Annotated in this window: 19 protein-coding genes and 1 pseudogene; 6 read left to right on the top strand and 14 right to left on the bottom strand. The window is 37.7% G+C overall.

Translation table 11 applies throughout. The features are described from left to right. The first annotated feature begins 79 nt into the window (after positions 1-79). Positions 80-1855, top strand: a complete 1776-nt coding sequence (locus RT723_RS17015; RefSeq protein WP_315948333.1) for a M61 family metallopeptidase — start codon at positions 80-82, stop codon at positions 1853-1855. Between the two features lie 392 nt (positions 1856-2247). On the opposite strand, the gene RT723_RS17010 is transcribed toward RT723_RS17015, so the two are convergent. Both RT723_RS17010 and RT723_RS17005 read right to left on the bottom strand, forming a co-directional pair. Next, entirely contained in the window at positions 2248-3060 is an 813-nt protein-coding gene (locus tag RT723_RS17010; protein ID WP_315948331.1) for a M23 family metallopeptidase, read from the bottom strand. Beyond that, complete coding sequence (locus RT723_RS17005) at positions 3050-3919, bottom strand: 6-pyruvoyl trahydropterin synthase family protein (RefSeq protein ID WP_315948330.1); 870 nt, start codon at positions 3917-3919, stop codon at positions 3050-3052. The genes RT723_RS17010 and RT723_RS17005 overlap by 11 nt, the downstream gene beginning before the upstream one ends. Positions 3920-4048: 129 nt before the next feature. Between RT723_RS17005 and RT723_RS17000 the strand changes: the two genes are divergently transcribed. Together RT723_RS17000 and RT723_RS16995 are read left to right on the top strand one after the other, a co-directional pair. Next, on the top strand, positions 4049-4363 hold the full coding sequence (locus tag RT723_RS17000; protein WP_315948329.1) for a putative signal transducing protein: 315 nt from the start codon (positions 4049-4051) through the stop codon (positions 4361-4363). Positions 4364-4695: 332 nt separating this feature from the next. Next, entirely contained in the window at positions 4696-4863 is a 168-nt protein-coding gene (locus RT723_RS16995) for a hypothetical protein (RefSeq protein WP_216053508.1), read from the top strand. Between the two features lie 85 nt (positions 4864-4948). Here RT723_RS16995 and RT723_RS18225 read toward each other — a convergent pair whose 3' ends face one another. The 5 genes and pseudogenes from RT723_RS18225 to RT723_RS16975 all read right to left on the bottom strand — a co-directional run bounded on the left by RT723_RS18225 (position 4949) and on the right by RT723_RS16975 (position 11206). Then, positions 4949-5293 (bottom strand): DUF6436 domain-containing protein, encoded by a 345-nt coding sequence (locus RT723_RS18225; protein ID WP_487379624.1) that lies wholly within the window; start codon positions 5291-5293, stop codon positions 4949-4951. 329 nt (positions 5294-5622) lie between these two features. After that, positions 5623-6198, bottom strand: a pseudogene (locus tag RT723_RS18220) (methyl-accepting chemotaxis protein); the annotation flags it as partial. An 860-nt stretch (positions 6199-7058) separates the two neighbouring features. Next, positions 7059-7499, bottom strand: a complete 441-nt coding sequence (gloA, locus tag RT723_RS16985; protein WP_315948327.1) for a lactoylglutathione lyase — start codon at positions 7497-7499, stop codon at positions 7059-7061. Positions 7500-7573: 74 nt separating this feature from the next. Beyond that, positions 7574-9268, bottom strand: a complete 1695-nt coding sequence (locus tag RT723_RS16980; protein WP_315948326.1) for an NAD-dependent malic enzyme — start codon at positions 9266-9268, stop codon at positions 7574-7576. Between the two features lie 189 nt (positions 9269-9457). Next, positions 9458-11206 (bottom strand): alpha-amylase family glycosyl hydrolase, encoded by a 1749-nt coding sequence (locus tag RT723_RS16975; RefSeq protein ID WP_315948325.1) that lies wholly within the window; start codon positions 11204-11206, stop codon positions 9458-9460. A 211-nt stretch (positions 11207-11417) separates the two neighbouring features. Here RT723_RS16975 and hisF point away from each other — a divergent pair, with 211 nt between their 5' ends. After that, positions 11418-12191, top strand: coding sequence for an imidazole glycerol phosphate synthase subunit HisF (hisF, locus tag RT723_RS16970; RefSeq protein ID WP_315948324.1), 774 nt, complete (start codon positions 11418-11420; stop codon positions 12189-12191). 304 nt (positions 12192-12495) lie between these two features. On the opposite strand, the gene RT723_RS16965 is transcribed toward hisF, so the two are convergent. After that, a complete protein-coding gene (locus RT723_RS16965) occupies positions 12496-13614 on the bottom strand; it encodes a PQQ-dependent sugar dehydrogenase (protein ID WP_315948323.1) in 1119 nt (372 codons plus the stop codon). Positions 13615-13623: 9 nt separating this feature from the next. Continuing rightward, entirely contained in the window at positions 13624-14448 is an 825-nt protein-coding gene (locus RT723_RS16960; protein WP_315948321.1) for a DUF3025 domain-containing protein, read from the bottom strand. Positions 14449-14705: 257 nt separating this feature from the next. On the opposite strand from RT723_RS16960, the gene RT723_RS16955 reads away from it, so the two are divergent. After that, the gene (locus tag RT723_RS16955) at positions 14706-16328 is read left to right on the top strand and encodes a M28 family metallopeptidase (protein ID WP_315948320.1); all 1623 of its coding nucleotides are present in this window, start codon (positions 14706-14708) and stop codon (positions 16326-16328) included. A gap of 181 nt (positions 16329-16509) precedes the next feature. Further along, complete coding sequence (locus RT723_RS16950; RefSeq protein ID WP_315948319.1) at positions 16510-17139, top strand: ankyrin repeat domain-containing protein; 630 nt, start codon at positions 16510-16512, stop codon at positions 17137-17139. A gap of 131 nt (positions 17140-17270) precedes the next feature. Here the strand turns inward: RT723_RS16950 and RT723_RS16945 are convergent, their stop codons facing one another. The 5 genes from RT723_RS16945 to RT723_RS16925 all read right to left on the bottom strand — a co-directional run bounded on the left by RT723_RS16945 (position 17271) and on the right by RT723_RS16925 (position 20683). Continuing rightward, the gene (locus RT723_RS16945; RefSeq protein ID WP_315948318.1) at positions 17271-17846 is read right to left on the bottom strand and encodes a YdeI/OmpD-associated family protein; all 576 of its coding nucleotides are present in this window, start codon (positions 17844-17846) and stop codon (positions 17271-17273) included. Positions 17847-17958: 112 nt separating this feature from the next. Next, positions 17959-18417, bottom strand: a complete 459-nt coding sequence (locus tag RT723_RS16940; RefSeq protein ID WP_315948317.1) for an ASCH domain-containing protein — start codon at positions 18415-18417, stop codon at positions 17959-17961. A 6-nt stretch (positions 18418-18423) separates the two neighbouring features. After that, positions 18424-18999 carry a DUF6151 family protein gene (locus RT723_RS16935; protein WP_315948316.1) on the bottom strand — a complete coding sequence of 192 codons (576 nt, stop codon included), beginning with the start codon at positions 18997-18999 and terminating at the stop codon, positions 18424-18426. Between the two features lie 316 nt (positions 19000-19315). Then, positions 19316-19975, bottom strand: coding sequence for a CoA transferase subunit B (locus RT723_RS16930; protein WP_315948315.1), 660 nt, complete (start codon positions 19973-19975; stop codon positions 19316-19318). A gap of 9 nt (positions 19976-19984) precedes the next feature. Then, positions 19985-20683, bottom strand: coding sequence for a CoA transferase subunit A (locus RT723_RS16925; RefSeq protein WP_216053493.1), 699 nt, complete (start codon positions 20681-20683; stop codon positions 19985-19987). Positions 20684-20986: the final 303 nt, after the last annotated feature.

Here is a 20986-nt window from a genome sequence, read left to right as displayed (position 1 = left end):
CAGTTGAAAAGCATTATAAACGCACATACAACTATCGTGTAATCTAAATTTAATCCAATTCTAATTAAAGTTGAGCAGAATGGCACCGATCAAATATAAAGTATCAATTGAAAATCCACTAAAACATCAATTCAAAATTCAAATAACCTTTACCCCAAACACCGACAAATTGATGCATATCTCACTACCTAATTGGATACCGGGTAGTTATATGATCCGTGACTTTGCCAAACACGTCTTAGAATTAAAGGCCCATGATAAGAATGGCGAATTGTGCCTGACAACTATTTCAAAAAACCGATTTGCCATCAATCATAACCAACAAGAAATTACCGTTAGTTACTTATATTACGCCTTTGATATGAGCGTACGTAAGGCTTACTTAGATCAAGAATTTGGATTTATTAATCCCGCCAGCGCCTTATTTTGTATTGATGAACTTAAACATCAAGAGTGTCTGGTTGAGCTCATCAAACCAAATCATCCATTAATAACCAACTGGCAACCCGCTTCTGGGCTATCTGGGGTTGAACATAATGATTGTTTTGCTTGGGGTGATTACTCCGCTAATAATTATTTAGAATTAACCGACTACCCAATTCTTTTTGGCGAGCTAGATGTTGCTGAATTCTCAGTTGCAGATACCCCGCATTATCTCGTTACCGTAGGCCAACATTTTGGTGATGTTCAACGTGCCGCGCAAGATTTAAAACCTCTATGCCAATACCACATCGACATGTTTGACGCTTTACCACAAGGGGTCGATAAATACTTATTTTTAACTATGGTGACCGATAATGGGTTTGGTGGCTTGGAACATCTTAATTCAACGGCATTAGTGTGTAGTCGTTTTGACATTTTAAATAAAGACCAAGATATTGATGATAACTACACCACATTTTTAAGTTTATGCAGCCATGAATATTTACACACTTGGAATGTAAAACGCTTAAAGCCGAAAGAGTTTATTCCGTATCAGTTAGAACAAGAAGTTTATACCAAGCAACTTTGGTTTTACGAAGGCATGACCTCGTATTTTGATGATCTGAGTTTGGTTGAAACCAATACAATAACACAGGAGAAGTACTTAGAGATTTTAGCTAAGGCACTAACCCGAATAGAAAAAGGCCAAGGCCAATTACGCCAATCGGTTGTCGAAAGCAGTTTACATACTTGGACTAAGTTTTATCAGCAAGACGAAGGCGCTGCAGATCAAATTGTCAGTTATTACTTAAAAGGCACTGCGATTGCCTGTTTAATGGACTTAATTATTAAACACGACAGCCAAGGGAAACAATCACTAAGAGATTTAATGAATCAAGCATGGCATACCTATGGCAAAAACCAGATAGGTACGACCCAAGAACAACTTGAAGCATTATTCAAAACCTTTATTGGCCAAGATAACCATGACTTGTTACATGATGTTTTATACAACACCAATAAAATCGATTTAACTGACGCTTTTGCCAAAGTCGGTGTGGCGTTAACCTATCAATCACAACAAAACGGCACTCACCTTCAAGGCATTATTAATGACTCAGAAAACAATTGGTTGGGTTGTGTAACGGCACTTAATAACAATAACTTAGTCGTCAAGCAAGTGTTAGAGAATAGTCCAGCAGAACAAGCAGGTATTGCCGTTAACGATCACTTAATTGCAATTGGCAATTTCCGGCTTAATAACACCAATATTGAAAAAGTGTTAAGTACCATTGAAGGTGAAACAACAACGATTCATTACTTTAGGAAAGACAAGTTATATCAAAACATGCTCAAGATTGAAGTTTCACCTAAGTTCATTGCCAGTTTAGTTGTACAAGATGCGGATAAAGCCAAGGTGTGGTTAAAGTAACAAGTATAATACCAGTCCATTTAGATAATTACCCACTCAGAACTCATTCAGCGGTGGTAGAATAAGCGAAACTTATGAAGGTATAGTCATTCTCGGCTTTGGCATCCCGCGTCGCTCAACCTCCCACATCCTTGTGGTCGTACATCAAGGTAATTTTGAGCAATTATCGCGCCGCTGGGGAGTTCCCAAGGGCGAGTTTAAAAGCTTCATATGCTTCGTTATTGATTTTGACAATAGAACAACTATTCACTTCAATCAATGCCTTGCCTCTTAAGCTTTTAACTCTCGCTGAGTGGGCACTGATCTAGATGGATTGGTATAATTATGACAGCTAGCTTGTTCAGTAACTAAAACTGAACAAGCTTAAATGTTTGAGTAGAAAACAGGGTGTATTAAGGTAGAAGTAATTGAGGATCTAGTTTGCGGTTAAACCAATTTAAACGCCAGTCTAAATGAGGCCCAGTCACACGTCCTGTCGCGCCAATAGCTGCAATTAACTGACCTTGATTAACCACATCTCCCACTTCCACATGTATCGCACTTAAATGTATATACGTTGTGGTTATGCCCATGCCATGATCTATGATTAGAGTGCCACCGGAATAATACAATTCAGGCTCTGCTAACATTACCTTTCCAGACCAAGGTGCTATTACATCAGTACCGGTTTTAGCGGCGATATCCATACCAAAGTGTGGACGTTTTGGTACCCCATTAAAGACTCGCTGGCTACCATATACACCACTTAATCGGCCTTGAGCCGGTTTAATTGCAGTGTCAGTAAAGTCAGTTCTAAAAGACAATCCAGCTCTAGCTTGTTTTACAATTGTGGAATCATTACGAATTCGTTGTAATACACTTTCTGGTGGGGATACGTATTTACTTGCAACTCCATTTACCCTATCAACTTTATATTCACGCTGTTCAATATAAAGGGGAATTTGTTCTTGCGAGCCATCTTTATAATTAATCGTAAGTACAGACTCGGCTTTAGCATCTCGGTCAAAGCCAAAAGCAAATAAAGTTAAGTTTTGATGAATTGGAATTTTCACACCATCAATAGTGGCACTTTCCACTGCTATAGTAGATTGGCCAATAACCATTCCACCTTGAATAAAATCACCAGACAGGTTTACATATTTACTTTGCGCATTAGCGTTTATCGACAAAAATATAACCAGTATCAGGATAATTTTATTCAGCATAAGCAATTGCTCCTTTTGCCACGCCTTCATAAGCAATGACTTTATAACTGTTGTCAGGGTATTGTTTTTTCATTTTATCCGCCACGTATTGAGCAATTAACTCAACAGTAGTATCCATTGGCATCACATATACCGCACTTTTTTCCAATGCTATTTCAAACTTGCCTTGAGAAGATTCATATTTAAAGGCAACTTGTGACTCACTACATTGAATAAACTCTAATTGCTGATTGGTCACTTCATCTTCTACAGTGGCAACATAGATATCAGCCCACTCTAGTGAAAATGCTTTTTCTAGTTTTGGACTTTTCATGCCGTTTTCAAAAATTTGAATTCTAGAACGATGTCCATGAGCGATACGTTGACAGTTACCATCGTGTTTCTTAAGACCGTGTGTGTAGTGATAATAAAAGCCATTAATATCTTCCGCTCGTAAGCTTAATTCTACTTTTTTCACGTTGTCAGGTAATTGTGGTTTTATTACTGAAGCTAAATGCAAAATAACGTCGTCCATTGATACTATGTCAGCATCAATGAAACAAAAAGCGTCGTCAGGGCTAGAAATAGCGATAGAGTGGCCATGTTCATCAGAAAAGTTAACTCTTATATAGTTACTGTTTTCTATATGATTTATTTCACTGCCAGCGTATTCAGACGGAACCACGAGCTTATGATCAACCGTATCATCGATAATGCGTTTTACTTGTTTTTTCACCTTACCAAAATCCAACACCATGTTTTGCTCATCTAGCTCACCATGTAATGTCAAATCTACAATCCAACTTTCACCTACCATGCCTCGTTTGGGACACAAATAAGAAAAATCGATCACGGTTAGGTCATTAACAAATAATTGCATTTTACACTCTCAACAAAATAATTAGCTGCATTATACGAGCTTAGAGGCCATCTCGCATTAATTGTTTTAATCTGCTTGTTACTTTTAGCAAATTGATTTAAAAATGAATAAAAAGTAGACATTCAAAATATGAAAAAACTAATTAGTCGTTCGTCACTCATTGAATTAGCCCCTTATGAATTTGGGTTAAATGTCGCTGACATTAAATTTATACGTAAAAATGAATATATAAGTGGGGCGGTTGGTGAATTACCTTTTACCGATGTGTGGCCAGAGTTATGGCTATTAGACGACGCTTGTTATGATCAGGCCAATCACATTTGTAAGCAGATTGAGTCTGAAGTAAAGCAAAATAATATTGATTGGTCATGTATAGAATGCGGAGAAATTAATGCGAACAGCTTTGAATTTTGCTGGTCTTGTGGTGAATTACGACGTGTTTAATCATTAATTAGCAATTAAAATAATAAAATCATTTACTTATTAGGATTTACTCTATATAGTCCCGCCTGTTATATATTCTTATCTTGTTTATCTAACAGATTACCAGTTGGTAATTTAGTTATGCCTTTCCCTTTCACAGTCAGTCATCACTCAAAAATATTAAGCTTAATTGTTGTTAAGTATCTGAATTGCAAATTACCTTTATTTTAATAAAAAAGATTAATTTGATTCAGAATAGTCAGTTATAAATGTAAAAAATTATCGATTAAACAATAGTAGAGCTTTTCTGAAACAAGCGTATACGAAATACGCATTTTTAAGAGAGTATTATTATGTCTTATACATATAATGGTACGGAGTATTCAGTTACAGCACCCGTACAATCTATTTCTGTAAATAAACAAAATATTGTTATTACAGACAAAACTGGTTCACAACTATTTAAATTCATGAACACACGTGACTCTAAATCGTTTTTAGCTTGGGTTTACCAAGCTTAATCAAGTGACCTACAGATCCTGAAATCATTGATTTCAGGATCTATTAATTCCCTTCTTACTTACCTTTACACACACTTCCCTAGTATTAAGTTCTATTACAATAACATCCCAACGTATCAGCAACTATTGCAGCACCTGGCATCTTGTTGGATTGACTCGAAATAAAAGATTCGACAATTCCATTGCCAACAGAGCAAGAGTAACCTGCTGAATATGGACCAAAGTAGATTAACTTGCCGGCATCACCAAACACAGCAATGGCCGGAGTTGATGGAATGATTGGTAAATAGTCACCTTGCTGTATAAAAGTAATTGCGTTGATATCAATGGTTCTGTTTTTAAAGTGGTTTTGCCTTGCCAGTTCATATACTGAGTTAATGTGCTCCTCGGCAGTGGTATTACAACGGCAACCTTCTTCAACAAAGTGCAGTACCGTATTATCAATATTAGTAAGTTTTTTTCCAATTGATGGGCAAAAACCAAATCATATTCCTGTGAAGAGGTTTGCCTAAGTAACTGATTGTCTGGATCAAATGCAGTAACCGAGGATATTGACATATAAACCAAACTAGCCAATATGCCAACAAACCACAATGAAACAATCAGATACAAAGCATTACGTTTTAGATTCATACGATGAATTTTTTCAAGTTCACCATTTAACTCATCGATACGATGGGTTAATTGAGTGATATCAAATTGTACTTTTTCCATCGCCGCATTTTGCTCAGTCGCCGTTGAATGTAACCCTTGAGTTGACTGTGAAATATCATTTGAAACGATTGCTTGTTCTTCTGCAGAAGCCGCAACAGAATTAATATTATCAGCAACTGTATCAATCTTATCCAAAACAGAATCCATGACATCTGAAATTTCATCAGATGAACTAACCGCCAATTCAACTTTGTCGATACAAGAAGCCATTTGTGTAACTGACAAATTAGCATCTTCAATCAATGACTGAACGACCGCTTGAATACCTTCCGCATTTTCTCTTGTTTTGGTCGCAAGTTGACGTACTTCGTCTGCTACTACAGCAAAACCTCGCCCATGCTCACCAGCTCTTGCAGACTCTATCGCAGCATTTAATGCTAACAAGTTAGTTTGATCTGAAATTGAAGTAATTGATGTCATTACCTCTGCTATTTGATCACACTTAACGGATAAGTTTTCAATTGTGGTGGCAGTAGATACAACATCATTTTTCAGCAAAGTGATATTGTTACTGGATTGATTAATAATCACTTTAACGTCATTCGTATTATTTTTAGCTAATTCTGCATTTTTACTCACATCAACTGTTCTTTGCGCTACGTCATTATTAGTTACCGTCATTTGTTCGATAGCGGTAGCAATTAAATCCACTTGTTCTGCTACATGGTCAGTCGACGCAGACATTTCTTTTGCGGTTGTAGAGACATTAAACGATGCTTCACTAGTTGCTTGTGAGATAGTTTTGGCATGTTCAATTAACAATCTAAACGAACTCAATAATCGATTAAAATCATCTAACTCCGCTGAGCTATTTTTTGTACCGATTTCGGTAGAAAGATCAAACACATTATCTTGTTTTAATATGTTGTGAACAGTATTGGTAATTGTTAAACCTGTCATTGCTTCTTTATAGCTATCATTAGCAATGTACATCAGTATGGCACCCTCAATTATTGCAAATAAGGCGTGAATTATCAGAATATAAAAATAAACATGCCCCTCTTCAAAAATATAAATTGGCATACTTTGGGATTGTAGAATAAAGAACAAAATATGATGTACTGCGACCACTACTACACTGGTTAAAATGACCTTCCAGTCTCGATAAAAAATCAAAGCAGCCAATAATGAGAAGATCTCAAAATGTATCTCTGCTAGCCCTTGCATTTGATGAATATGCACGGCAGTTACCAATTGAACAGCTGCAGCCACTGTATGTCGTGTTATTACAGCGTATGGTCTAGTTGCGATTAGAATGAGCGGCAGTGAGATGATCACTGCACTTAATACTATAGGGGCATAACCTGACTCAGAGAAGTAAGTAAGGAGTAATCCAACTAAAAATTGGCAAATTAGTATCCAATAAAATAATTTATTAGCTTTGTTAACCCAAGGATAGTTCATATAGACTCCAAATTGTAAACGGCTTAATTAATTGAATCACTCTCCTTGTGGATATGTTAAAGGTGAAAGTTAGCGGATTACCAACTTCCCGTGTTAGGCATAGATAGCCAAGGTTCTTGTGGCGGTAAATCGCCATTTTTCTGTATTAATTCAATCGAGATGCCATCCGGTGACTTAACAAACGCCATATGACCACAACGTGGAGGTCGATTAATTACAACACCTGCATCCATTAGTTGTTGGCAAAGAGTATAGATATCATCCACTCTAAACGCTAGGTGACCAAAATTACGTCCCCCCGTATATTCTTCTTTATCCCAATTATAAGTTAACTCAATTGTTGGTTTTTTGGTTAACTTAGCTTCTTCCAATTGATCTGGCGCGGCTAAAAAAACTAAGGTAAAGCGCCCTTTTTCATTATCGGTTCGTTGAACTTCGCTTAATCCTAAATGCTCGCAATAAAACTTAAGTGACTGTTCTAAATCACTAACCCTAACCATAGTATGAACATATTCCATAACTTTAATAACCTACCTTTAGTGAAAACTAACTTAATCATATTCCGATAAACTTGTCGGCTTTAAATATAAAACTAAACACTTACCCGTTTGTACGGTCGATATTCTGGTAACCAAAAGCCCTTTTCAATTCGTGCTTTTAGCTCTTCGTCAGAAATAGTTAACGCATGCCCTTGTTCCATTGCTATTTTGGCTACATTAAAAGCAATTGTTTTACTCAGCTCTGGTAAATCTTTCAAGTTTGGCAATAAGTTACCATTGCCAGTATTCACTACCGGTGAAGATTCTGCCAAGGTCACACTGGTTGCCATTAACATCTCATCGCTGATAATTTTAGATTTAACTGCCAATACGCCCAAACCAATACCAGGGAAAATATACGCATTGTTACACTGCGCAACATGATAAAACTTACCTTTATATTCTATTGGGTCAAACGGGCTACCTGATGCACAAATCACATCACCGTCGGTCCACTCTATTATTTGTTCAGGACGCGCTTCAATCTGTTTAATCGGGTTACTTAAAGGAAACACAATTGGTGTTTTATTGCCTTTATGCATGGTTTTAATCACTTCTTCCGTGAATAGTCCAGGTACACCAGACACCCCAATTAAAATCCCCGGTTTTGCATTAACCATCACTTCTAACAAACTGGCGTATTCACCTTCTATATTCCAGTTGCCAATATTCGTTTGGTTTTGCACTAGTGCTTGTTGGAACTCTCGTAAGCCCGACATGCCTTCGGTTAATAAACCAAAACGGTCCATCATAAATACTTGGCTTCTTGCTTGTTCATCACTTAAGCCTTCAGCAATCATTTGCATGATGATCTGCTCAGCAATACCACAACCTGCAGAGCCAGAACCAACAAACACGACTTTCTGCTCCGACAGCTTCTGCCCTTTTTTACGACACGCCGCTAATAAAGTACCAACAGTAACGGCTGCAGTACCTTGTATATCATCGTTAAAACAACAAACATTATCTCTGTAACGTTTTAATATCGGCATTGCATTTGGTTGCGCAAAATCTTCAAATTGGATCATAACGCCAGGCCAACGCCTTTGAGCGGCTTGAATAAACTGGTCGACAAAATCATCATAGGCCGCTTGGCTAATACGTCTATGTCGCTCTCCCATATACATAGGATCGTTTAACAGTTTTTCATTATTGGTTCCTACGTCCAACGTAATCGGTAAAGTATACGCTGGGCTTATGCCACCGCAGGCTGTATACAAAGATAACTTACCAATTGGAATGCCCATTCCACCAATGCCTTGGTCACCTAAACCTAATATACGTTCGCCATCGGTAACAACGATCACTTTTACATTACGTTTTGTTGCATTACGTAAAATATCGTCCATTTGATCACGTTCTGTAAATGAAACAAACAAACCTCGATTACTACGGTAAATATCAGAAAAACGCTCACAAGCCTCACCTACCGTAGGTGTGTAGATAATTGGCATCATTTCTTCAATATGACGATTTAACAATTTAAAAAACAAGGTTTCATTATTATCTTGAATATTACGTAGGTAAATGTGCTTATTAATTGGGTCTTGGAAGCTAGAGTACTGCATATAAGCACGCTCTAATTGCTCTTCAATGGTTTCATAACGCGGAGGTAACAAGCCCATTAAGTTAAAGTTGGTTCGTTCAACTTTGGTAAATGCGGTACCTTTATTTAATAATGGGGTTTCGATTAACGCTGGCCCAGAATGGTGGATATAAAGTGGGCTTTTAGGTACTAATTCAGACATTGTATTTCCGTTCATAAACATGAAGTGATTAATCTGTTTATTTTACGTAACAAAGTGCTAAATAGGAAAGTTTCCGTTTGATTTTATGTAATTAAATCAACTGGTAATACCTGATGTGCATAACAAATAAACAAAAGGTGCTCTAAAAGCACCTTTGTATTTGATAAAACGATTTTAACTTTGACTTAGTTAATTCACTTTTAAAATAGAAACACTCAAGCCTGGTAACTTAACCGAGTTCTTTTCCAACTCACCATCTCCATAAACTACTTGTGAAGACAGAAGTGTGTCGTTTTCGTAAGAGCGGGCTTCCAAAGCTGAATTAAATACCACTATCAACTTCTCGTCTTTAATGCTGCGGCTAAATGCAAAAATCCCCGCATCATCAGATGAAGATAAGATTGCCTGCTCACCATTTCGTAAAGCGTTATAACGCTGATATACCTTGGCAAAATCAGCAAACTTTTGATACAAAACGTGAGTCTTATCAAAATTATCATCCGCTGTGGTTTTTGTGGTGCCGTGTAATACATTGTCGTTATACGATGGGGTTTTAGACGGCATCATATCTTCTCTCGCGCCACGGTCACCGCCATCTCCGGTAAAGCCTTGTTCATCACCGTAATAAACCACTGGAATACCGCGAGCAAAATACATTAACGCATTTGATAATGCCGCGCGTTTCACCTTTTCTTCGTCAGTTGCATTAGGTAACGCTTGATCTAAGGTATAACCCAAACGACCAACATCGTGATTACTAACAAAATTCATCAACAGGTTAGCCGAGCTGTCTTCATCTAGATACAATTCATCTTTAGAAAATAAATCCGTTAAGTTGTTTGTGCCTTTTTCAAAAGCAAACACATCCTTTGTTCTATATTGGAAAGCAAAATCCAGTACCGACGGCATTTTGCCGACTGTCGTGAAGTAACTTAATACTTCTGGATTACCATCATAAACTTCACCAAAAACAAAAAACTTAGGGATACCTTGGGATTTAGCATGTTCGGTAATAGCAGGAGTAAATTGCTGCCAGAACTCAATGTTAACGTGTTTAACTGTATCAATTCTAAAACCATCAGGTTTAAATTCAGTGATTAAATTATTAAATATATCAATCATGCCTTGAACAACCTCAGGGTTGTCGGTATCAACATCATCTAATCCCATGAAGTCACCGTATACTGAATTTTCACCTTGCCATGTACTATCACCTTGATTGTGATAAAACTTAGTATCATTCAACCAAGCTGGGAATTTAACCGCTTTTGCGTGTTCTGGAATATAAGGCGTGTATTTATCGCCTGACTTCACCTGCGCTAATGTCTTGTATTCACATAACTGATTTGACGTGCTGAATTTAACTTCTAACTTGTCATGGCATTCTTTAAATTTGATCACATCCGCTGTGTGATTAGTGATAATGTCGAAAAACACTTTCATGTTTTTTTCATGAGCAGAATCAATCAATTCCACTAAATCATCATTAGTACCTAAATGTGGATCTATCTGCGTGAAATCCAATGGCCAATATCCATGATAACCAGAAGAGTCACCTTGAACCGCAATGTTACGTAAAATAGGTGTTAACCATATAGCCGTAATACCCATATCTTGTAAGTAATCTAACTTAGCCGTTAGACCTTTAATATCGCCACCGTGATAGTGTCCAGTACTTGTCGGATCAAATCCCCCTGCTGAGATAGAAACCGTTTTAGAACCTTCATCATTGCTGGTATCTGCATTATAAAATCTATCAGGCATCACGAAATAAAAGACATCGTCCGTCACATCACGTTGTAAATATGAAACCGGTTCCGCAATGTTTTGTACTTCAGAATTTTGTTCAACTGAATCCGAACTGCATCCACTGATTGATAAACTTAAACTGGTAAGGATTAATAACATCGACTTTTTAAATCGAAATTGAATAGACATTAACGCGCCCCTGAACTGACTTTTATAATAATTATGTAGCAAAAATAATGGAATTAACTGGGTTGTAAAGTCCTAATCCAATGATTACGTATGTAGTACATTTATGCTCCACTATTCCATTAATACATAAGTTATTAACGTAAACAGTTGACAGCACAGCCTGAGAAAATTAAATTGCGCCTTTATTCTACTTATTCATACTGAGAATTTCATGTTAGCCAAACGCATTATTCCTTGTTTAGACGTCAGAGACGGTAAAGTTGTAAAGGGCGTGCAATTTAGAAATCATGAAATAATTGGTGATATAGTCCCGCTAGCTGAGCGTTATGCTCAGGAAGGTGCTGACGAGTTAGTTTTTTATGATATTACCGCCTCAAGCGACGACCGCGTTGTCGACAAGTCTTGGGTTACTAAGATAGCACAAGTGATTGATATTCCATTTTGTGTAGCCGGTGGTATTAAAACGGTAGAACAAGCGGGTGAGATTTTAGCTATGGGTGCGGATAAAATATCTATCAACTCCCCTGCTCTTTCTAACCCAGCATTAATCACTGAGTTACATGATACTTATGGCCAACAATGTATTGTTATTGGTATAGATTCATTTTTTAATAATGACACTGGTGATTACGAAGTTTATCAATTTACTGGTGATGAAACACGCACGCAAAAAACCAGTTGGAAAACGATTGACTGGGTTAAACAAGTACAACAACTTGGCGCCGGTGAGATCGTATTAAACTGCATGAATCAAGATGGGGTAAGAAGTGGTTATGACATCAAACAGCTCACAGAAATAAGAGCCGCTTGTAAGTTACCTTTAATCGCCTCTGGTGGTGCTGGTGAAATATCTCATTTTGAAGATGTATTTAAACTAGCCAAAGTTGACGGAGCATTAGCAGCCAGCGTCTTTCATAAACAGATTATCAATATTCAAGAGTTAAAACAGACTCTGTTAAATAACGATATTCCGATGAGAGCGTGAAAGTTTTAAGCTATAAGCTGTAAGCTATAAGCTGTAAGCTGTAAGCTGTAAGCTGTAAGCTGTAAGCTGTAAGCTGTAAGCTGTAAGCTGTAAGCTGTAAGCTGTAAGCTGTAAGCTGTAAGCTGTAAGCTGTAAGCAAAAGCTTGAATTGAGTTGATACTCATTTCAAGTTTTTTTGTGTCTGGAGGTTCGGGAAAACCAGTTGCGAGAGGCTGATGTAACTCCACAAAAGTAAAAAGGATTTATTTAATTGTTTTTACTTAAAGCTTCTAGCTTGTGGCGCAGCCATACTTACGACTCACCACTATTTCGGTTCTAATTTTATTAACTTACCACTGTCCGTCAGTAGGTAAATATTGCCTTCATTATCCAACTCAATATCACGAAAACGCTCTTTTAATTCTTTTAAATACGTAGTTTCGCTCATTATTTGAACTTCACTTACACCGTTTTTAATTACTGAATTAGTCAGTTCTACCAATCGTAATTCTTGGAATTTTAATGCGGTATTTAACAAATGACCGTTTAATGCAGGAAACGCTTTCCCGTAATAAACAACGACTGAAGACGGTGCAATAGAAGGTGTCCAATTCACTAAAGGCTGTTGCATGTTTGGTTTAGACCAATATTTGCTAATGATCTCACCTGAATAATCCACCCCATAAGTGATCTCTGGCCAACCGTAATTTAAGCTAGGTTTAATAATGTTTACTTCATCGCCGCCTTTAGGTCCATGTTCATTGGAAAATAGAATGTTCCGTTTAATGTCAAAAGCTAAGCCTTGTGGATTACGGTGACCGTAAGTGTATATTTCTGGTTGAGCATCTTTTTGTTTTATAAATGGGTTATCACTTGGAATGGTTCCATCGTCATTTAAACGGATAAGTTTACCTAAATGACTGGTTAAGTCCTGAGCATGTTCTTTATAACTGTAACCATCACCCACACCAAACACTAAAGTATCATCAGATAAAAACTCTATCCTGCCAGCAAAGTGATAACTGCTGCGTTTTAAAAAGGAAGGTTTGAATAATACTTCAACATTAGATAACACATTGTCTGTTAACTTGGCTCTGGCTAAATGAGTCCCATTTTGGCTATTTGTCCCTGCGGCATAGGTAAAATATAACATTTGGTTATTAGCAAAATCAGGATGGGCTTTTACATCTAACATGCCGCCCTGCCCACCGTCGAGTACCTCAGGTATACCTAGAATTGGGTTTGATAACGACTCTCCATTCCAACGTCTTAGTTGCCCATTTCGTTCAGTAATGATCACATCACCATTGGGTAACATGGTCATGCCCCAAGGTTTATTAAGGCCCGTTACTTCTGTGGTTGTTTTAAACTCAAACGCAACTGCCGCGTTAAGATTAAATGTTGTAACAACAGCAGTAAAAATTAATGATAACAATAGTTTCATATCCACTTCCTATTTATTTGGTTTAGGTCTGAAGTATTCTGTGTTGTTGTAAAAACGAAAATCTTCATTCGCGTCATACCAATTGGGCACGCCTAATAAAGGTAACGGATACAGATTTGAATTGTCGTTAAGAGTTCCAGTTTTAAGTGCATTGGCTAGTTTTTGATCCACCAATCTATACTGAACATTAAGTGGTAATCCGGCAATCTCAGCACTGGCATCAATGACTAACCACTTACCTGTCAACCCCACGTATGGTTTGGTTAACATTTCATAATTGGCGTGACCAAACTGATAAACAGCTACTCCTTCTGCTGACGCTTGATGCCATAAGTGCCTTAATTCTACAAAAGCTTGTTGCCACTGATGCTGTTTTAACGCGGTTAACAAGGTTTGATTGGTTGTCACCAACACAACACCACATTCATCAAATAAGGTTAATGCGTTTCTTAAACTACTACGTTGTTGTGTACCAAATTGCTTGATGTCGTGGTAATGAAGTTGATTAATAGTAGCTTTGGTTTGTGGAAACATACACCAAGATAAAGCACCAAAGATATCATGCCATGACTTCTCTCGTGTAGGTACTTTGCCCGTTTCGTATATGTATTCTTCGTAGGCAACGGCTGAGTAATCTTGCTCTGCAGACTGAGGCACAAATTGAATAGTTTTATTATTTAAGTTTTTTAATTCGTCTGGCTGCAAGGTTTGTAATGCTTCGGTACTTGGCCAACCTAGCCACTCGTCAAATGCGGTCATTGCATTGATATGGTCAAAACAACCTTGGTTAGCAAAACTGGTTGTCCATTCTGTGAAAGTTTCAAATTTTTTCATAAATTAATGTAAATGCATTACCTATCTAACTTTATTAACTAGAGGATACAGTAAACCGATAACCGTGAACAAAAAAGTTTTAACAAATAAATGAGCTTAGGGTCTATTTTGATCCAAAACAGATAGTTATACTCAAGTCAGTTTTGGATCTCCTTTTATCCAACTTATATTAAACAGTTGTTATTAAAAATCATTTAGTATCCAACATCTTTTATTTAAAACCTATGTAATTCAATGTATTTACAGGAACGTCAAATATGAAAATAACAATAAAAAGCATGGCACTTGCTGCCAGTGTTTTAGCTACATTTAATGCAACCGCGGAAGATAACTTTCAGCGAGCTTACGATTCAATCACAGCAGCAGATATTGCCAAACATGTTAAAGAAGTTGCCAGCGATCGTTACATGGGTCGTTCTCCTACAGGTCCTGGTGAAAAACTAACACTAGATTACCTAACCAAACAATTCACTTCATACGGTTTTAAACCGGGCAATGGCGACAGCTTTTTACAAGCCGTGGAGTTAGTCGAGATTGTTGGTAACGAAGATCAAGTACTGACCATTGGCGGTAAAGCTTATGAATATCGTAAAGATATGGTCACGGGCACTAGTCGTACTAGTGAATTTGAACAGTTAAAAAACTCAGAATTAGTCTTCGTGGGTTATGGTATTAACGCACCAGAATATAACTGGAACGATTATGCTGGTATCGACATGAAAGGTAAAACGGCCGTTATTCTTGTTAATGATCCTGGTTATGAGTCTGGCGATCCAGAGTTATTCCAAGGTACCACTATGACCTATTACGGTCGTTGGACATACAAATACGAAGAAGCTAGCCGTCAAGGTGCTGCAGGGGCCATTATTATTCATGAAACAGCGCCGGCTTCTTACCCATGGACTGTCGTTGAAAATAGCTGGACAGGTCCACAATATGGTTTGTGGAAAGATGACGGTAACAAAGGTCGAGTTGCAGTTGAAGGCTGGATACAACATGAAGTTGCAAAAGAGATCTTTGATAAAGCCGGTTTGAATTTTGATAAACTAAAAAAACAAGCCATGAAAAAACCAACATCGGTTGAATTAGGTGGGTTAACGGCTTCAGTTGATGTTAAATCAAAAGTGAAAAAGTCGACAAGCTATAATTTTATTGCGACTTTACCGGGTGACAAAGCGGCTGATGAACATATTATGTATACCGCGCATTGGGATCATTTAGGTGTGGATACAACTAAAAAAGGTGACCAAATTTATAATGGTGCACACGACAATGCGACAGGTATTGGTGGTATCTTAGAAATTGGCCAAGCCTATGCGGAGTTAAAACAACCTCTATCACGTTCAGTGACTATTTTGGCTGTTACTGCGGAAGAGCAAGGGTTATTAGGTTCTCGTTATTATGCAGAAAATCCAGTATTACCCCTTAATAAAACGGTTGCTGTTATCAATATGGATAGCTTAAATGTGTTAGGAAAAGTTAAAGATATCAGCGTTACTGGATTAGGTAAGTCAGAAATGGATGACTATTTAACTACCGCAGCCACTAAGCAAAACAGAAGTGTTACGAAAGGCAAAAATCCGTCAGCAGGATATTACTATCGTTCAGATCATTTCAACTTTGCCAAAGTAGGTGTGCCAGCATTATACGCCGGTGGCGGTAATGATCCTTTAGATGAAGAAACAGCAAAATACCGTAAAAAAATGAATCTTATCGTTCGTGGTTGTTATCACCAGCCTTGTGATAAATATCGCTCAAGCTGGGACTTAACGGGCGCACAGCAAGACGTTCAGTTATTCTTTGAAGTTGGATATACAATAGCAAACAGTCAAGACTGGCCAAACTGGTCTAAAACGTCTGAGTTCAAACGTCAGAAATAAATAAATCGCTCGATTTAATAGTTAAACAGGCTCTGCAACGCAGGGCCTTTTTTTGCTTCAAAACCAACTGCGCTCACAACCTAAAATAACTTCGCCTGTTAACTTTCTAATAACGTCAAACTTTTTTACAGCTCACCTCGACTCTACTAAACAGCACTTAAATAATAGTAAGGATTTAAAAATGAATATTTTTTCTGATCAGTCACCCGTTGTAAACAAAGGTAGCAAAGTAACATCAATGAAATTTAAAGTAATCGCAATGTCTAGTGTCTGCCTTTTCGCCTCCAGCATTTGTTTTGCTAATATTCTGGATAACAAAACCAATGATGAAATCACTCACATTTTATCTAAAGGTAATCTAATTGAAATCGAACAGATATTTGATAACGGGATGGACATAAACCATAAAATTATTGGCGAAGGTACACCTCTGATTATCGCAGTGAAAAACAACAATAAACCATTAGTGGAATATTTATTAGACCGTGGGGCTGATGTAAATGGTGAATGTATTCAAGATGGCAACCCACTTATTACAGCCGCATTAACCAATAATCTGGAAATGGTTAACTATTTGTACCAACAAGGCGCTCAACTAGATGCCATAGTCGTACATGATGAAACGGCGCTCATTAGTGCTTCACGGGCAGGACACTTCAACGTCGTGAAGTTTTTAGTAGACCAAGGGGCAGATATTAATTTATCAGTTGTCGCTGAAACCGTTCGAGGGAAAGAATTAAGAAGTCCCCTCAATGGTGCTAAAACAGCAAAGATACGTGAGTTTTTAATTGCCAACGGAGCGGTAAATTAAGCCGTTACATTTACAATATTTAGCAAAATATTAAAAACCCAATTAACAATGTTAATTGGGTTTATTTTCTTTAAATACCTCGAATGCTTTTGGGCGACGGACGAGTTGATATCCTTAATAACCAAACATGATTAAACTGGCTTTTGTTGGTTGAGCATCATGTCCATATACTTAACAAACCGTCGCTCTCTTGTTTCCGCTTTTTTACAGCTTGATAAAGCATATGAGATGGTTTGATGACTCGATTTGTTTAAACTTTCAAAAAACTGTTTTGCCTCGGGTTTTACTTCTAACGCTTTAATAAAATCCTCAGGCACTTTCATTTCACTGACAGCGTAAGCCTTGTCCCAACGTCCATCCGATTGTGCTGCATGCACATGAACAAGACCAGACGCCATCATCTTACCTTCAGCAATCAAACGTTCCACATGCTGTCTATTGCGTTTTGACCACACGCTGCGAGCTTTCCTCGGGGTTATCCGTTGCAGGTAAGCTTGTTCGTCTAGGGATTTTTTAATGCCATCAATCCAGCCCCAACATAAAGACTCAATGACAACATCATCCCAATTCACACTAACAATACCAGAACCTTTCTTAAATATTTTCACCCATAACTCACTTTCTGTAGCGTGATTAAGTTCAAGCCACTGAGCAAACGCAGTTGCGGTTTCAAATGACATAATACGGTCTGGATGAGCTTCAGGCATTTAATGCGCACCTTGGTTATTGGTTATTGGTTATTGAAATATATAGTTAACAGTCATTTACTCAATGCTCATTGACTAATAGAACATGCTAAACGACAACCATTTATAAATATTAGTCTGGTGTAAAAACCACCTTAAATACCTCACACACAATCGGCATATCTTCTCGGGGGGTATAACAGGTATTTTCAAGTTCCCTTTGGTAATAAGGCCAATGTACTTGCTTCCAATACTTAAGTGTCTTGTCGCCTTCACCTTCTAGAGCGGCATATTCTTCCGTGATTTCATTAAAGGGCACAATAGAAACTTTTGTTGTCTCAATAATACATTGCGCCTCACCATTCCAATTGGTGATTATGTTTAGGTCACCAACGTTTGGCAATATTTCATCGTTAGCATGGAACCACCATAAGGATGGCGATGTCGCCTTTTTAATATTTTGCAAAACTAGCTTTGCACACTCATTGGCGTCAATTTTATTATCACAAAAAAACCAACTAGTTAATGTCTTTGCCTCAACATTTAATGTTTTAAAGTAATCTTCACTTATCTTTATGACCGATGGATGCATAATAAACTAAGGTAAAACGTTAACTTTAGTTACGGGAATTTTTTTATTAAAAAACGGAGAAGGTCTGTTTTTGTGGGTAAACATTCCTTTTAACATAAAAGCGATTATCTTGGGCAAATAGGAAAGTGGAAATCGAGCGTGGGCATCTTTTGGTATCTCACCAATTGAATATTTACCAAATGCTTTCATTGTTATTGGCCCCAATAGTTCCAATTTTTCCTGTTCATTACCAAATTTCATTAGTTCTACTGATACACCAACAAAAGGCACGGTTGATGAGTTCATTGTGTTCGCTAATGGCATATTACAACAGGCGGTATGCCACCGATATAAACCTTTATCATTTAATTGAACACAAGCAATTTTGTCTTGCCCTTGTGTAATTTTCATATAAGCGGGATAGGTTTGAACTAATTCAGTTGCTCCATGTTGATCAAGAATTTGCTCTTTATTGTTTAAATGTGCCGCAAAACTCTGGCAGTCGCAACAAAGACACTGCACATGAAAAAACGAACCAGGTACTATTTTAAGCTGACCTTTTACGGCTTTGCACGAACACTCTAATGGAACTATGTTTGACATAATAAATACCTACAAAAATTGTCACTGACGTGTTTGTATTTCATTTCCATCAACGCTGTCAATACAAGTTATTTTAATGACTCAATTGGCATCTTGATGTGTTAAAAAACAACTACACAAATCTGCGCACTCGCCTTATTTAACGATAAATTACAGCTCAAATGCATTTTTAGCAACTCGCCTATTATTAACTACAACTTAAATTGGCTCGTGACGTCAATGCGTAAACTTGATCTCTATTTAACACGCATAAAAAAAGGGATCTGATACAGATCCCTAAAGTCATATCACCACAATATGATAAAGCATTTAAACACTAAGCAAATTGCATTTCTGGTATATCACCATCCACTCTTAATTTACCTGCTGTTTTAGATATAATTTCTTCAACCGTAACCCCCGGCGCACGTTCTTTTAACACAAACTCGCCGTTTTCAATTTCCATATAAGCTAAGTCAGTAATAACTTTAGTAATACAGTTAACGCCTGTTAGCGGCAACGTACACGCAGGCAATATTTTAGACTCGCCATGTTTATTGGCATGCATCATAGTAACTATGATGTTGTCTGCCCCAGCAACTAAATCCATAGCGCCGCCCATGCCTTTTACTAACTTGCCTGGGATCATATAACTGGCAATATTTCCGTTTTGGTCAACTTCAAACGCACCTAATACCGTTACATCAACATGGCCGCCACGGATCATGGCAAAGCTTTCCGCTGAGCTAAAAATAGCTGCACCTGTGGCTGCAGTTACGGTTTCTTTACCTGCGTTGATCATGTCAGCATCTACATTCGCTTTAGTTGGGTAAGGCCCCATGCCTAATAAACCGTTTTCTGACTGCAACATCACTTCTATGTCAGCAGGCACATAGTTAGCGGCTAAAGTTGGAATGCCTATGCCTAAATTTACGTAATCACCGTCGTTGAATTCTTGTGCCACACGTTGGGCTATTTGTTCTCTAGATAAACTCATGTGTCACTCCTAATCGCTTGTGGTTACTTTTTCGATACGTTTTTCAAAAGACCCTAAGATAATACGATCTACATAAATCCCCGGAGTTTGAATTTCAGTTGGCGACAACTCACCCGGTTCAACAATCTCTTCCACTTCCACAACAGTGATCTTGCCTGCCGTAGCGGCCATAGGATTAAAGTTTTGTGCAGTATGACGGTAAACACAATTACCGTAACGGTCAGCTTTCCAAGCTTTAACAATGGCAAATTCACCAGTAATGCTTTCTTCTAAAATGTAATGACGACCATTAAATTCGCGGCTTTCTTTGCCCTCACCTACGGGTGTGCCGTAACCCGTTGCTGTATAAAATGCAGGAATACCCGCACCACCAGCACGCATTTTCTCAGCCAAGGTACCTTGTGGCGTTAATTCAACTTCTAATTCACCATCCAGTAATTGCTTTTCAAAAAGTGCATTTTCACCAACATAAGAAGACACCATTTTTTTGATCTGCTTGTCTTCTAATAAAATGCCTAAACCAAAACCATCTATGCCACAGTTATTAGATACAACCGTTAAGCCTTTGGTGCCTTTGTTTTTAATCTCGGCTATTAACCCTTCAGGGATGCCACATAAACCAAATCCACCCGCGATGACTGTCATGTTATCTTCCAGTCCCGCCATGGCTTCTTGGTAGCTATTCACTACTTTGTCAAAACCCGACATAAATTAACCCTCTGTATTTTTAACTTTTTATTTTTATACTTATTATCTTAATAGTGTCATGGTGGCATAACATTGATTTATACACCCTACATAACGTCAACAATTGTTGTTTTTATAAACTGTGTTCAGTAAACCCTACTTGACAGTTTGTTTGTTGATTTGTGTTTTAAAGTTTAGTTTAACTTGTTGGCATAACCTACTGTTTTTAAGTGCTACTTTAGACCACCTGAGGTGATCAAATAACGACTTTGCGTATTGACCTAAGGTAGTAATTAAAACCATTTGTATAACCGATATACTCTT

Source organism: Psychrosphaera aquimarina, from assembly GCF_032461525.1.
Lineage (GTDB): Bacteria > Pseudomonadota > Gammaproteobacteria > Enterobacterales > Alteromonadaceae > Psychrosphaera > Psychrosphaera aquimarina.
The sequence above is the reverse complement of the archived record's forward strand: the minus strand, read 5'-3'. Positions and strand labels throughout refer to the sequence as shown.

What these genes read in the sequence shown, in the direction of transcription:
- RT723_RS16975 (WP_315948325.1), bottom strand. Translation starts at nt 11,206, where the DNA reads ATGTCTATTCAATTTCGATTTAAAAAGTCGATGTTATTAATCCTTACC.
- RT723_RS16925 (WP_216053493.1), bottom strand. Translation starts at nt 20,683, where the DNA reads ATGTCGGGTTTTGACAAAGTAGTGAATAGCTACCAAGAAGCCATGGCG.
- RT723_RS16930 (WP_315948315.1), bottom strand. Translation starts at nt 19,975, where the DNA reads ATGAGTTTATCTAGAGAACAAATAGCCCAACGTGTGGCACAAGAATTC.
- RT723_RS17000 (WP_315948329.1), top strand. Translation starts at nt 4,049, where the DNA reads ATGAAAAAACTAATTAGTCGTTCGTCACTCATTGAATTAGCCCCTTAT.
- RT723_RS16980 (WP_315948326.1), bottom strand. Translation starts at nt 9,268, where the DNA reads ATGTCTGAATTAGTACCTAAAAGCCCACTTTATATCCACCATTCTGGG.
- RT723_RS17010 (WP_315948331.1), bottom strand. Translation starts at nt 3,060, where the DNA reads ATGCTGAATAAAATTATCCTGATACTGGTTATATTTTTGTCGATAAAC.
- gloA (WP_315948327.1), bottom strand. Translation starts at nt 7,499, where the DNA reads ATGGAATATGTTCATACTATGGTTAGGGTTAGTGATTTAGAACAGTCA.
- RT723_RS16960 (WP_315948321.1), bottom strand. Translation starts at nt 14,448, where the DNA reads ATGAAAAAATTTGAAACTTTCACAGAATGGACAACCAGTTTTGCTAAC.
- hisF (WP_315948324.1), top strand. Translation starts at nt 11,418, where the DNA reads ATGTTAGCCAAACGCATTATTCCTTGTTTAGACGTCAGAGACGGTAAA.
- RT723_RS16940 (WP_315948317.1), bottom strand. Translation starts at nt 18,417, where the DNA reads ATGCATCCATCGGTCATAAAGATAAGTGAAGATTACTTTAAAACATTA.
- RT723_RS16935 (WP_315948316.1), bottom strand. Translation starts at nt 18,999, where the DNA reads ATGTCAAACATAGTTCCATTAGAGTGTTCGTGCAAAGCCGTAAAAGGT.
- RT723_RS17015 (WP_315948333.1), top strand. Translation starts at nt 80, where the DNA reads ATGGCACCGATCAAATATAAAGTATCAATTGAAAATCCACTAAAACAT.
- RT723_RS16945 (WP_315948318.1), bottom strand. Translation starts at nt 17,846, where the DNA reads ATGCCTGAAGCTCATCCAGACCGTATTATGTCATTTGAAACCGCAACT.
- RT723_RS16955 (WP_315948320.1), top strand. Translation starts at nt 14,706, where the DNA reads ATGAAAATAACAATAAAAAGCATGGCACTTGCTGCCAGTGTTTTAGCT.
- RT723_RS17005 (WP_315948330.1), bottom strand. Translation starts at nt 3,919, where the DNA reads ATGCAATTATTTGTTAATGACCTAACCGTGATCGATTTTTCTTATTTG.
- RT723_RS16995 (WP_216053508.1), top strand. Translation starts at nt 4,696, where the DNA reads ATGTCTTATACATATAATGGTACGGAGTATTCAGTTACAGCACCCGTA.
- RT723_RS16965 (WP_315948323.1), bottom strand. Translation starts at nt 13,614, where the DNA reads ATGAAACTATTGTTATCATTAATTTTTACTGCTGTTGTTACAACATTT.
- RT723_RS16950 (WP_315948319.1), top strand. Translation starts at nt 16,510, where the DNA reads ATGAATATTTTTTCTGATCAGTCACCCGTTGTAAACAAAGGTAGCAAA.